Genomic DNA, 14,315 nt, shown 5'->3' on the forward strand with positions numbered 1-14,315 from the left:
AGCCTGTGAACCAGCTGAGAGCCGTCGGCCTCGTTTAGATAACGGAAGCATCTCGCCTACGATCGACAACCGTGCCAGACGTTGTAACAGCCCCCGCGCCCGGTCCCGAAGCCAGCGCTCCGCCCCCGGCTTCGACAGCCCGCGACGGTGACTTCCGCAAGGCGCGGCTGATCGCCGTCGTGACCGGACTGATCGGTGTGCTGTTGGCGTTGGCGACGCCGTTCCTGCCGGTCGAGCAGACCGCGGCCACCGTGTCGTGGCCCGAGAACGGTGTCGCCGCCAACGTCGAGGCCCCGCTGGTCTCGCAGGTACCGGTGTCGCTGTCGGCGACCATCCCGTGCCGGGCCGTCGCCGAACTGCCCGCCGAGGGCGGCATGCTGCTGTCCACCGCGCCCGCGCAGGGTGAGAAGGCCGCGGTCAATGCGATGTTCGTGCGCGTCTCCTCCGAGACCGTCGACGTCCTCGACCGCAACGTCATCGTCGCGTCGGCTCCGCGCGCCGACGTCGAGTCCGGACAGTGCACGGAGATCCGGATCGCCTCCGACGTCACCGGAACCACCGCGGAGTTCGTCGGCCTCACCGACGACGACGGCAAGCCCGTCACCGGCGAACTACTCCACGACTACCGCCCCCAGGTCGTCGGCATCTTCACCGACCTCGACGGCAAGTCCGTCCCCGGCCTCAGCTTCACCATGGACGTCGACTCGCGGTTCTCGTCTAGCCCGACGGTGATCAAGCTGGTCGCGATGCTCGGCGCCGTGCTGGCGACGATCGTGTCGCTGGTGGCCCTGCACCGCCTCGACGGTGTCGACGGTCGCCGCTCCCGCCGTTTCCTGCCCGCCCGCTGGTGGAAGATCACCGGCGTCGACGCCGTCGTCGTCGGCACCCTCGTCGGCTGGCACTTCTTCGGCGCCAACACCGCCGACGACGGCTACCTGCTCACCATGGCGCGCGCGTCCGAGCACTCGGGCTACATGGCCAACTACTTCCGCTGGTTCGGCGTCCCCGAGGCCCCGTTCGGCTGGTACTACGACGTCCTCGCCGCGATGGCGAAGGTCTCCACCGCCAGCCCGTGGATGCGCCTACCCGCGCTGATCGCCGCGATCCTGTGCTGGATGGTGATCAGCCGCGAGGTGATCCCGCGCCTCGGTCGCGCGGTGCGCACCAACTCGGTCGCGCTGTGGACCGGCGGCCTGGTGTTCCTCGCGTTCTGGCTGCCCTACAACAACGGCCTGCGCCCCGAACCGATCGTCGCCGTCGGCGCGCTGCTGACGTGGTGCTCCATCGAACGGGCCATCGCCACCGGCCGCCTGCTGCCCGCCGCGATCGCCGCCCTCGTCGGCGCGTTCACGCTCGCCGCCGCGCCGACCGGCCTCATGTGCATCGCCGCGCTGCTCGCCGGCCTGCGCCCGCTCACCCGCCTGATCGTCCGACGCCGCCACCAGATCGGCACGCTGTCGCAGCTGCTGCCGCTCACCGCGGCCGGAACTTTGGTCCTCGTCGTCGTGTTCGCCGACCAGACGTTCGCTGCCGTCATGGAGGCCACCCGCGTCCGCACGATCATCGGCCCGAACGTCGAGTGGTACCAGGACTTCCAGCGCTACTACTGGCTGCTCCTGCCGACCACCGACGGCTCCCTGGCCCGCCGGTTCGCGTTCCTGATCATGCTGCTGTGCCTGTTCACGGTGCTGTTCGTGTTCCTGCGCCGCAAGCGGATCCCCGGCGTCGCAGCCGGGCCGTCGTGGCGACTGATGGGCATCGTGTTCGGAACGGTCTTCCTCATGATGTTCAACCCCACGAAGTGGACCCACCACTTCGGGGCGTACGCGGGCATCGCCGGATCGTTGGCCGCACTGGCCGCCGTCGTCGTGTCCGCCAGCGCGCTGCGCTCCCGCCGCAACCGCACGATGTTCCTGGCCGGGCTGCTGTTGGTGCTCGCGCTGACCTTCTCCGGCATCAACGGCTACTGGTACGTGTCCAGCTACGGCGTGCCGTGGTTCGACAAGACCGTCTCCCTCGGCGGCCGCCAATCGAGCACCCTGTTCCTGGCGCTGTTCGGGCTGTCGCTCGCCCTCGTGGCGTGGCAGTACCTCCGTGAGGGCTACGCTCCCCCGCCCGAGCAGGCCGGCAGTGCCAAGGGCCGACGGATCCGCAAGTTCGCGGCCGCGCCGCTGACCCTCGTCGCCGGCCTCATGGTGCTGTTCGAGGTGCTGTCACTACTCAAGGGCGCGGTGTCGCAGTACCCCGCATACTCGCTGGCACGCTCCAACATCGAGGCGCTCACCGGCAAGACGTGCGGTCTCGCCGAGGACGTCCTCGTCGAACAGGATCCCAACGCCGGCGCACTCAGCCCGGTCCTCGATCCGAAGAACCCGCTCGCCGACCCGAACGATCCCCTCGCCGGCAGCAAACCCGTCGGCTTCACCCCGAACGGCGTGCCCGGCGACCTCACCGCCGACTACGTCGAGGTCAAGGCCGGCATGGGCAACACCGACAGCCAGAGCATCGGGCCGACGTTCGAGACCGGCAGCGGGTCCGGCACCACCGGCGGCGTCGGCGCAATCGGCGTCAACGGCAGCACCGTCAAACTGCCGTTCGGCCTCGACCCCGCCCGCACCCCGGTGCTCGGCAGCTACCAGGACGGCGTCCAGCAGCAGGCGTCCGTCGTCTCCAGCTGGTACCAACTGCCCGAACGCAGCGACGACGCCCCGCTCGTCGTGATCTCCGCCGCCGGCCGCATCTGGTCCGTCGACCAGATCAGCGGACAGACCAACTACGGCCAACCACTGAACCTCGAGTACGGCAAGCTCCAGCCCGACGGCAGCGTCGACATCCAGGGCACCTACGTGCCCCGCGACATCGGCCCCGCGCCGTCGTGGCGGAACCTGCGGATCCCGCTCGACGAACTGCCCGCCGACACCGACGTCGTGCGGATCAACGCCGCCGACCCCAACCTCACCGGCGACCAGTGGTTCGCCTTCACGCCGCCGCGCGTGCCCAAGCTCGAATCGCTCAGCAGTGTCGTCGGCAGCGAGCAGCCCGTCCTGCTCGACTGGGCCGTCGGCCTGCAGTTCCCGTGCCAGCGTCCCTTCGATCACCTCAACGGAATCGCCGAGATGCCGAACTACCGGATCCTGCCCGACCGACCCCTCGCCGTCAGCTCCACCGACACCTGGCAGTCGCTCGAGAACGGCGGCCCCCTCGGCTGGACCGAAATGCTCGCCGGCGCCACCACCGTCCCGACGTACCTGAAGAACGACTGGGCACGCGACTGGGGCTCCCTCGAGCGGTACAACCGGTACTACCCCGACGCCCAGCCCGCCGACGTCGCCACCGAGCAGATCAACCGCTCCGGCTTCTGGTCGCCGGGGACGATGCGGGTGTACGAGCCGTAGCTGGCCCTTGGTCGAAAGCTGAAGGGTCCCTTCATGCGCTGACAGCGCGTGAAGGGACCCTTCAGCTTCTCCGGAGGAGCGTTTCTCCACAGGGACTGCGGCTATCCACAGGTCGAGACTTGGACGGTGTTCGGCGGTCCTGGAGGTCGAGCCTGGGCGCCATGCTGTGGGCGTGGGAGTACGAAACTGGAATTCGAACGCCGTGGACGAACTCCGCCGCTTCGCGATCAACGGGATCGTGCGGGCGCGCGACCTGCTCTCGGCGGGAATGTCGGGCTCGGCCATCAGCTTCCGCTGCCGACCGGAGGGACCGTGGCAACGGATTCTGCCCGGCCTCGTCCTCATGCACAACGGTGTGCCGAGCCAGCGCGAACGGCGGACCGCAGCTCTGCTCTACTGCGGATCCGGTTCGATGCTCACCGGTCGTGCCGCCCTGGCCGAGCACGGATACCGATCGTCCGAATCGTTCTCGGACGTGCACGTCCTGATCGCGCATGCGAGGCGGATGCAGTCGACCAGCTATCTCGTCGTGGAACGGACGACCCGACTTCCGGCGCCGGTGACCAGCAGCGGGCTGGCCTGTAGCCCACTACCACGGGCTCTGCTCGATGCGGCACGGCGCTGCACCACCACGCGCTCGGCGCGGGCACTGCTCGCGGAGGCAGTCCAGCGCGGCGACGTCACCCCCGCTGTGTTGGCACGCGAACTCGAGACCGGCAGCAACCGTGGATCCGCCCTACCCCGAAAGATCCTGCGAGAGGTCAGCGCCGACGTCCATTCCGTCGCGGAAGCCGACGCCCGGGCATTGTGGCTCCGCAGCGGACTGCCGGCCATGAACTTCAATCGCCGGATTGAAAGCGCTACAGGGGAATTCATCGCCCAACCGGACGGGTGGATCGACGAGGTGGCACTCGCCTGGGAGATCGACTCACTGGAGTGGCACCTGTCACCGGACGAGTACGCGGAAACGCTCGCCCGACGGGCCCGCATGCAGAGCGCCGGGATCATCGTGCTCGCCGTCATTCCACGTCAGCTCCGGGACGCACCGGATCGGGCGCTGGCCGACCTGCGCGCCCACTACGAACTGGCACGCGCCCGACCCCGTCCGCCGCTGCGGATGGCTCCACAGTCGACCTCCTCGAACGGCTGAAGGGACCCTTCACGCGCTGACAGCGCATGAACGGTCCCTTCAGCTTCGGAGCAGGGTCAGAACGGGAGCAGATGGTGCTTGCGCGGGTTCTTGAACACCGTCTTGTCGCGGAGCATCGTGAGCGCCTTGCGGATCTCGAGGCGGGTGGTCGACGGCTCGATGACGGCGTCGACGTAGCCGCGCTCGGCCGCGATGTACGGCGTCGCGACATGCTCGTTGTAGAAGTTGATGAGCTGCGCGCGCACCGCGGGGGCGTTCTCGCCGGCGGCCTCGAGCTGCTTGCGGCCGATGATGTTGACGGCGCCCTCGGCACCCATCACCGCGATGCGGGCAGTGGGCCACGCGAAGTTGACGTCGGCGCCGAGCTGCTTGGAGCCCATCACCGCGTAGCCGCCGCCGTACGACTTGCGCACCACGACGGTCACCTTCGGCACGGTCGCCTCGACATACGCGAACAGGAAGCGGCCACCGCGCTTGATGACGCCGACCTTCTCCTGATCCACGCCCACGAGGAAGCCGGGGGTGTCGACGACGAACACCAGCGGGATGTCGTACGCGTTGCAGACCCGCACGAAGTGCGCGGCCTTGTCCGACGCGTCGGCGTCCAGCGCACCCGACAGGTGCATCGGCTGGTTCGCGACCACACCGACAGGACGACCGTCGACGCGGGCGTACCCGGTGATGACGTTCTGCGCGGCCTCGGCGCGGACCTCGAGGAACTCGCCGTCGTCGAAGATCTTGAGGAGGATGTCGTGCATGTCGTAGCCGGCGTTGTCTGCGTCGGGCATGAACGAGTCGAGCGACAGATCGTCCTCGGTGATCTCCGGCTCGAGACCCGGGTTGATGATCGGCGGCTGCTCGGTGCAGCTCGACGGCATGTAGCTCAGGTACTGGCGCGCGTACTCGAACGCCGCCTTCTCGTCGGCCGCGACGTGGTGCACGTTGCCGTACCGCGCCTGGTTGCGGGCGCCGCCCAGCTCGTCGAGGCTGACGTCCTCGCCGGTCACGGACTTGATGACGTCCGGGCCGGTGACGAACATGTACGACTCTTCGGTCGCGATCACGATGTCGGTGTTGATCGGGGCGTAGACCGCACCGCCGGCGCACTTGCCGAGGATGATCGAGATCTGCGGGCACATGCCCGACAGCGGCTCCTGGCGGCGGCCCATCTCGGCGTACCACGCGAGCGACGTCACCGCGTCCTGGATGCGGGCGCCCGCGGACTCGTTGATGCCGACGACCGGGCAACCGATCTTGATGGCGAAGTCCCCGATTGCCGCGACCTTGCGGCCGAAGATCTCGCCGGCAGCACCGCCGAAGACGGTCTGGTCGTGCGCGAACACCGCGACCGGACGGCCGTCGACCAGTCCGTGTCCGGTGACGACGCCGTCACCGTACGGGTTGGACGGGTCGCCGGGCTGGCGGGCCAGCTGACCCATCTCGACGAACGTGCCCGGATCGAGCAGCATGTCGATGCGCTCGCGCGGCGTCGGCAGGCCCTTGTCCTTGCGCCTCTGGATCGCCTTCGGATTACCCGGGGCCTTCGACAGCTCGAGCTTTTCGTGCAGTTCCGCAAGCTTTTCTGCGGTGGTAGTGCTCACTCAGTTGCTCCGCTTCTCGATCTCGGCCAGCTTGTTCGACAGGTCCGCGCCCACCTTGGAGATGTATGGCTCGTCGACGATCTGGATGTGGTCGCCACCGATGTAGACGACCTCCAGGTTCTTCGCCACCTCGCCCCAGCCGCCGTCGGGCTGACGGGTACCGAACGAGGGCTCGAGGTTGATCGCGTCCTCGTGGTAGCTGTCCGCCATGTACAGCACGACATCGCCGTCGTATTGCTGCGGGTCCGCCGTCTGGATCGCCCGGTTGTCGAGCCACGACGTGCGCTGATGCTCGATGATGCCGCCGGGGATCTTCGCGCCGCTGAGCTTGAGCAGATCCATCAGGATCGTGATCTGCTCCTCGTCGCTGCCCGCCTCCGCGAGCTTGTCGAACGGCAGGGGCGCGTCCACACCGTACGTCTTCTTCGCGAACTTCGCGTAGCGCTGCCAGCGGGCCCGGATCTCGTCCGGGGTGTCCTCGATCTTCTCGCCGGCCATGACCGTGTCGATCAGGCCGACGATGCGGACGTCGGCGCCCTGCTCGCGCAACAGACGGGCCACCGCGTAGGCGAGCACGCCGCCGAGCGACCAGCCGGCCAGCACGTACGGGCCATCGCCCTGGATCTCACGCAGCAGCGGCACGTACGCCGCGGCACGCTCGTCGATCGGGCCCTCGACCCGCTCGAGACCGAACATCGGCGTGTGCGCCGGCAGACGCTTGAGCAGCGGCTCGTACGCCACCGTCGAACCACCCGCCGGATGGAACACGAACACCGGCACCGCATCCGAACCCTCGGCCCGCGGACGCAGCGTCCGGACCAGACCGTCGATCTTCAGCCCGTCCTCGAGATGCTGACGCACCGTCTCCGCCAGCTGCTCGATCGTCTCCGCGTCGAGCACGTCGTCGACGCTGATCTCGCCGCCCGACCGCTCCGACAGGCGTGCCGCCAACTTCTCCGCGGACTCGTCGTCGAGGATCGGCAGCGTCCCGAAGATGCCCGGCGCCGACTTGCCCGTCACCACGGCCCACGACGCGAACGTAAGGCGCTCGGCCGCATCACGCGGCGGCACGTCGACCTCGCCGGACTCGGCCGGGGCCTCGTCCGCCGACTCGACGACCGGAGCAGCGACAGCCTCGACCGTCTCCCCGGCTTCCTTCTCCGCCTGCTGCTGCGCGGCCATGGCCGCGACTTCCTCGCGGTTCTCCACCGCGTAGCGCAGGTACTTCGCGACGTCGTGCAGGCTCGCGTCCTTCACCGCCGCCAGCTGCAGCTGCGGGATGTCGAACTCGTACTCGACGCGGTTCTTGATCCGGACCGCCATCAGCGAGTCCAGGCCCAGATCGATCAGCGGAATCTCGCCCGGCACGTCCTCCGGCGCGTATCCCATCGACTCCGCGACGATGATCCTCAGGCGGTCCTCGAGGGTCTGCGAGCTCTCCGGATCCCAGCGGTCACCGAAGCTCTCTGCGGGCTCGTCCGACACCGTGTCCGACACGGTCGGCTTCGCGGCGACGGCCGCGACCACCGGCTCGGGCAGAGCCTCCCCCGACGACACGACGGCGTCGAGCAGCAGCGTGAACGAGGCACCGGTCTTCCCGTGGACCTGCACGGACGCGCCACCGAGGTGCGGCACCAGCGTCGTGGTCAGGGTTCCGGTCGCCGGCACGTCACCGTGCGCGACGGCGCCGGTGAGCGCGACGTCCGCGAACAGCTGCGACGCGGCCGCGGTCACAAGCGCGTTCAGGTCGGTGACGGCGGACGCCTGCACCTCCCACGCGTGGCGGCCGTCCGGCAGCGCGACGTGCGCGCCGGGGACGCGGGTGTTGCCCGACGACGACACCCGCGCGTCGATCCAGTGCCGCTTGCGCAGGAACGCGGTGCGCGGCAGGTCGGCGTAGGCGCCGGCCGGCAGCAGCGACGACAGGTCGACGGCGTGCCCGTGGACGTACAGCTGCGCGAGGGCGGTGAGCACGCCGAGCGGCTCGTCCTCCTTGCGCTTGAGCGTCTGGATCAGCTGCGTGTCGGCGACACCGGCGGCCCACGCGGTGGCCGCGACGGACATCAGCGTCACCGGGTTGGGCGCGAGCTCGACGAACGTGGTGTGTCCGGCGTCGACGGCGGCCTTGACGGCGTTGGTGAAGTACACGCTGTGCCGCAGGCCCTTGGTCCAGTACTCGACCGGGTGGATCGGCGCGTGCCCCGCGGGGTAGAACGCGTCCTGGTCCACCGACGAGTACTGGCCGATCTTCAGCTTGTGCGGCTCGATGCCGGCCAGCTCGGCCGCCAGCTCGCCGAGCAGCGGATCCACCTGCGACGTGTGGCTGGCGCCCTTGGTCTGCAGGACGCGGGCCAGCTTCTCCTCGGCCTCGGCGCGCGCGACGATCGCGTTCACCTCGGGCTCGGGACCACCGATGACGGTGTGGGTGGGGGCCGCGTAGACGCACACCTCGAGGTTCGGGAAGTCCGGCAGGACGCTCTCGATCTCGGCGGCGGTGTACTCGACGAGCGCCATCAGGCGGATGTCGTCGCCCTCGAGCAGGCCCTCGGCCTCGCCCATCAGGCGCGAACGCGAGCAGATGACGCGGACGGCGTCCTCGAGCGACAGGCCACCCGAGACGTACGCGGCAGCCGCCTCACCCATCGAGTGACCGACCAGCGCGGACGCGTCGGCGCCGTGGTGGCGCAGCGTCTTCGCGAGCGCGACCTGGATCGTGAAGATGCCGACCTGCGACGTCTCGACGTCGTAGTCGAGCGAGTCGTCGAGGAACTTCTCCTTCATGGAGTAGCCGGCCTCGTCCTCGATCAGCGCGTCGACCTCGTCGACGGCCGCGCGGAACACCGAGTTCTCGATGTACAGCTGCTTGGCCATCTTGCGGTGCTGCGAGCCGTAGCCCGAGAACACCCACACCGGACCCTTCGCGGCGGGCGCGTCGGCGGTCAGCACACCCGGGGCGGGCTTGCCGGCGGCCACGGCGCGCAGGCCGGTGACGGCCTCGGCGTGGTTCTTCGCGATGACCACGGCACGGGTACGGCCATGGTTGCGCTTGGCGAGGGTGCGCGCGACGTCGGCGAGCGGCGTGCGGCTGCCCTCCTCGGTCTCGAGCCAGTTGGCCAGGTCCTCGGCGGCGCGGCGACGGCGCGACGGCATCGACGCCGACACCGCCAGCAGGACCGCGGTCTCCGCGACCTCGACGGCGTCCGACGCCTCGTCGAGCCCGACCGACTCGGCGGCCTCGGCGAGCATCCGCTCCGCCTCGGCCTCGATCGTGGTGTTCTCGTTGTCGAGGTCGACCTGCTCCGTGGCGGCGTCGTCGCCCTTCGCGGGACCCGTGTACTCACGGACCACGACGTGCGCGTTGGTGCCGCCGAAGCCGAATCCGGACACGCCCGCGACGGCATTGCCTGTGTAGCGCGGCCACGCCGTCGCCTCCGGGATGACCTGCAGGTGCGCCTTGTCGAACTGGATGTACGGGTTGGGGCCCGCGTAGTTGAGCGACGCCGGGATGACGTCCTCCTGCATCGCGAGCACGACCTTGATCAGGCCGGCCGCGCCCGCGGCGGCCTCGAGGTGACCGAAGTTGGTCTTGGCCGAGCCCAGCAGCGCCGGCTTGTCGGCGTCGCGGCCGCGGCCGACGACGCGGCCGAGGGCGTCCGCCTCGATCGGATCGCCGAGGATCGTGCCGGTGCCGTGCGCCTCGATGTAGTCGACGCCGGACGGGACGATGCCCGCGTCGCGGTAGGCGTGGCGGAGGCAGTCGGCCTGCGCGTCCGGGTTCGGCGCGAGCAGACCGTTGGAGCGGCCGTCCTGGTTGACGGCGGTACCGGCGATGACCGCGAGGATCGTGTCGCCGTCCCGCTCGGCGTCCTCGAGCCGCTTGAGGACGACGACGCCGCCGCCCTCGGCGCGGACGATGCCGTTCGCGTCGGACGAGAAGGCCTTGATCTTGCCGTCCTCGGTGAGGATGCCGCCCTCGTCGAAGCCGAGCGTCGCGGGCGGGGCGAGCAGCATGTTCACGCCACCGGCGAGCGCGATCTCCGACTCACCCGCACGCAGGCTGCGCACCGCCTGGTGCACCGCGACCAGCGACGACGAGCATGCCGTGTCGAGGGCGATCGACGGCCCGCGGAAGTCGTAGAAGTACGAGACACGGTTCGCGACGATCGCCGTCGACGTGCCGGTCAGCGCGTACGGGTGCGCCGACGCCGGATCGCTCACCGCGATCAGCTGGTAGTCGTTGGCCGACGAGCCGAGGAACACGCCGACCTCGCGGCCCTTGAGCTCGTTCGCCGGGATGTGCGCGTGCTCGAGCGCCTCCCACGTGAGCTCGAGCGCGAGCCGCTGCTGCGGATCCACGTTCTGGACCTCGAGCGGCGACATCGCGAAGAACTCCGCATCGAAGCCCTGCACGTCGTCCAGGTAGCCGCCCTTGGTGGCGGCCTTCTCGACGGCCGCCGCCACGTACGGATCGGCGGTGAACTCGGCCCAGCGGTCCTCGGGCAGATCGGTGACCGCGTCGCGGCCCTCGATCAGCAGCTTCCACAGCTCCTGCGGCGTGTGCCCGGCGCCCGGGAAGCGGGTGGCCAGACCCACGATCGCGATGTCGTGGGACTGCCCGGCCGGGACGCCGCCGCGGTAGTACGCGCCGTCCACGCCGTCGTCCGGCGCGTCCGGCTCGCCCTCGATGATGCGAGTGGCCAACGAGGCGATGGTCGGATTCTGGTACACGATGGTGGCCGAGAGCGTGACGCCCACGAGATCCTCGATCTCACCGGACAGCGCGACGGCGTCGCGGGAGGAAAGCCCGAACTCCTCCATCGGCCGGTCGTCGGAGATCGCCGAGGCCGGTTGCCCGGTGGCCTCCGCGATCCAGTTGCGCAGCCATTCGCGCAGCTGCGCGACCGTCATCTCGTGTTCAGCCATCAAATCACCAAGCAATCGGTCAGGTTAAGGACTAGTCGGAAACGCTGTCGGGGAATGCCATCTGGACGTGACCGCCACGCAGGGTCCCCTCGACGTACGCCGCCTTGCAGGCTCGGCGCGCCAGCTTTCCGCTGGACGTACGCGGAATCGAGCCCGCCGGGACCAACAGCACGTCCCGTGCGGTGACTCCGTGACGCGACGAGATCGCGCCACGGACGGTGTCCGCGATGGGCTGCGGATCGGCCTTGCCGGCGCCCGGAGCACGCTCCGCGACGACCACCAACTGCTCGGAGGCGTCGTCCTGGTCGAAGACCAGTCCCGAGTGCGAGTTCTCGAACACCTGCGGCGGCAGCTGATTGGCCGGCACCGCGAACGCGGCGACGAAGCCGGGGCGCAGCGCCGGGCTGGCCTCCTGCGCCGAGTACTCGAGGTCCTGCGGGTAGTGGTTGCGACCGTCGACGATCACCAGGTCCTTGACGCGGCCGGTGATGTACAGCTCGCCCTCGACGTAGACGCCGTAGTCGCCGGTGCGCAGCCAGTTGGCGTCGTCGGGAGCGCCGTCGGCGTGCGAGTTCTCCGGCAGCCGCTCGAGAAGCTTGTTGTGGAAGGTCTCCGCGGTCTCCTGCTCACGACCCCAGTAGCCCTGACCGATGTTGTCGCCGTGCAGCCAGATCTCGCCGACGTACCCCTCGGGGCGCTCCGACGCGGTGTCGGGGTCGACGATCGTGGCCCACTGGCTGCGCGAGACCTCGCCGCAGGCGACCTGCGCGACCGCACCGGGCGCGTCCTGGTCGACCTGGACCATGCGGCCGGCGTTCAGCTCGTCGCGATCGACGTAGATGACCTTGGCTTCCTCGGCCGGATGCGTCGTCGACACGAACAGCGTGGCCTCGGCCATGCCGTACGACGGCTTGATCGCGGTCTTGGGCAGCCCGTAAGGCGCGAACGCCTCGTTGAACTTGCGCATCGACGACACGGTCACCGGCTCACTGCCGTTGATCAGGCCGATGACGTTGCTCAGATCGAGGTGCTCGCCCTCCTTCGGCAGACCCCGGACGGCGGCGTGCTCGAACGCGAAGTTCGGCGCCGCCGCGTAGGTGCCGGCGCCGTCGGCGACCGCGGCGAGTTCCTTGATCCAGCGGTACGGGCGCTGGACGAACGCACGGGGGCTCATGATCGTGATGTACTGGCCGCCCAGCGCGGGCAGGATCACCGTCAGCAGGCCCATGTCGTGGTACAGCGGCAGCCAGGTGACACCGCGCGAGTGCTCGCTCAGGCCGATGGAGTCGACCATCTGCAGCACGTTGGTGGCGACACCGCGGTGCGTGATCTCGACGCCCGCGGGGGTGCGGGTGGAGCCGGACGTGTACTGCAGGTACGCGATGTCGTCGAGACCGACCTCGGGACGGACCCAGCTCTCACCGACGCTGTCCGGGATGGCGTCCACGGCGATGATCCGGGGGCGCTTCGCGGCGGGCAGCGAACGGAAGAACTGCCGAACACCGGCGGCGGACGACGTCGCGGTCAGGATCGCGGCCGGCTCGCAGTCGCCGAGCACCGCGTGCAGGCGGTCGGTGTGACCGGGCTCGTCCGGATCGAACAGCGGGACGGCGATGCGTCCGGCGTGGATGGCCGCGAAGAAGGACGTGACGTAGTCCAGGCCCTGCGGCGCGAGGATCGCGACGCGGTCGCCGGGCTGGGTCACCTGCTGCAGGCGCGCCGCGACGGCACGGAGGCGCAGACCGAACTGACCCCACGTCAGCTCGTGCGCCTCACCGTCCCGCTCACGCGAGTAGTCGACGTAGCGGTACACCAACTCGCCTGCGTTGTTGCGCGTGTGGTCGTCGACATAGTCGACCAACGTGTGACCCGGCGTGAGCCGAATCTGGCCCTGTTCGTCGAGGTAGTCGTCGAACATTGCGTTCATTCCTTCTCCTGTCGAAGCGATCACACAACCATCAACGGACATGGTTGCGCCCCAGACTTCCTTCGCCGCGCGGATTCATTTGCATTGTCACTACTTCGTCGGTTCTGCCTGCTGGTTCTCACTGGTCGTCGCTACATTCCCTAGTTGTAGCGACTTGCAACCATCTGGACGCAGACGACACACCTACGAGTCAGTCCATCGGCTCGAAACCAGCAACATGTTACAGATGTGCATCGGCTCACTCGCCTCGGAGCAACGGGATCACCGGAGCGAAAGCTTCCAGCTGAGTCGGGAATACGCCCACATATGACATCGACGTCTTCTCCCGTACGTTACGGATCTGGTCGGCGATCTCCTGGTAGGTGCCGATTGCGAGGTACGGCGAGTTCAAGATCTCCTCGACCGACAATGTGACGTCCGCCTCGATGTTCGGCGGGAAGCCCTGGTCGATCGCGGCCAGGGCCATCTCGGCGGCCTGCTCGCGATCGTCGGTCACCATGATCGCCGTGATGGTCCAGTTGAGCTCGATGTCGTCGAAGCGATCGCCTGCGGCCTCGCGGATCCGCTCGACGCGCGCGATCGTCTGCTCCATCGTGATGCCCGACAGCAGCAGACGCCCGTCGGAGCTGGTCGGGGTCGCCACCGAGATGATGTCGGCGTACTTGGCCGCCAGCGCGAGCATCTTCGGGCCGCCGCCGCCGACCGCGATCGGCGGACGCGGGCCCTGCCGCGGGCGGGGGCTGCCCTTGAGGCCGCTGATCTTGTAGAACTCGCCCTCGAAGTTGCACTCCTGGCCACGCAGCAGCGTGTCCAGGATCTGCAGCGACTCCTCGAGTTTCGCAATCCGGACACCGGGGCGCTCGTACTCGATGCCGCCCTTGTCGAACTCTTCCTTCATCCAGCCTGCGCCGATGCCCAGTTCGAGTCGGCCGCCCGACAGGACGTCGATGGTCGCGGCGTCCTTCGCGAGGACCGCCGGATGCCGGAATCCGTTCGCGAGTACGGCCGTGCCCAGCCGGATCTTGTCGGTCGCGATCGCGAGGGCGCCGAGCGCCGCGATCGGTCCGACCTGGTTGCCCAGGTGATCGGGGATCATGAAGCTGTCGTAGCCGAGTTCCTCGGCCTTCTGCGCGAGCTTGACGAATCGACGGGCACCGCCCTCCTCGGCGTTGCCCTCGCCACCGGCCGCGAACCGGAACTTACGCGGCGCCTGGACGCCAGAGCTGACGCCCGAGCCGTCGGTGGAACTCATCAAAGCCTTCTTCCTCGTTCACGCATGCAGGCAGGGCGGCACCCCACGGGCACCAACCCATCAGCAT

At 69.0% G+C, this 14,315-nt stretch carries 6 protein-coding genes; 2 read left to right on the forward strand and 4 right to left on the reverse strand.

Annotation, left to right across the window (positions count from 1 at the left end; all coding sequences use genetic code 11):
* The first annotated feature begins 71 nt into the window (after positions 1-71).
* Positions 72-3,395, forward strand: a complete 3,324-nt coding sequence (locus EGT67_RS24310; RefSeq protein WP_127918685.1) for an arabinosyltransferase domain-containing protein — start codon at positions 72-74, stop codon at positions 3,393-3,395.
* Positions 3,396-3,567: 172 nt separating this feature from the next.
* Entirely contained in the window at positions 3,568-4,545 is a 978-nt protein-coding gene (locus tag EGT67_RS24315; protein WP_421958165.1) for a hypothetical protein, read from the forward strand.
* Positions 4,546-4,601: 56 nt separating this feature from the next.
* Here the strand turns inward: EGT67_RS24315 and EGT67_RS24320 are convergent, their stop codons facing one another.
* The 4 genes from EGT67_RS24320 to EGT67_RS24335 all read right to left on the reverse strand — a co-directional run bounded on the left by EGT67_RS24320 (position 4,602) and on the right by EGT67_RS24335 (position 14,248).
* Positions 4,602-6,146: an acyl-CoA carboxylase subunit beta gene (locus EGT67_RS24320; RefSeq protein ID WP_127918687.1), complete on the reverse strand. Its 1,545-nt coding sequence runs from the start codon at positions 6,144-6,146 to the stop codon at positions 4,602-4,604.
* Positions 6,147-11,054 (reverse strand): polyketide synthase Pks13, encoded by a 4,908-nt coding sequence (gene pks13 / locus EGT67_RS24325; RefSeq protein ID WP_127918738.1) that lies wholly within the window; start codon positions 11,052-11,054, stop codon positions 6,147-6,149.
* A 46-nt stretch (positions 11,055-11,100) separates the two neighbouring features.
* Positions 11,101-12,996 carry a long-chain-fatty-acid--AMP ligase FadD32 gene (gene fadD32 / locus EGT67_RS24330; RefSeq protein ID WP_127918688.1) on the reverse strand — a complete coding sequence of 632 codons (1,896 nt, stop codon included), beginning with the start codon at positions 12,994-12,996 and terminating at the stop codon, positions 11,101-11,103.
* A gap of 238 nt (positions 12,997-13,234) precedes the next feature.
* Positions 13,235-14,248 carry an LLM class F420-dependent oxidoreductase gene (locus EGT67_RS24335; protein WP_127918689.1) on the reverse strand — a complete coding sequence of 338 codons (1,014 nt, stop codon included), beginning with the start codon at positions 14,246-14,248 and terminating at the stop codon, positions 13,235-13,237.
* Positions 14,249-14,315: the final 67 nt, after the last annotated feature.

This window comes from Prescottella agglutinans (assembly GCF_004011865.1).
Lineage (GTDB): Bacteria > Actinomycetota > Actinomycetes > Mycobacteriales > Mycobacteriaceae > Prescottella > Prescottella agglutinans.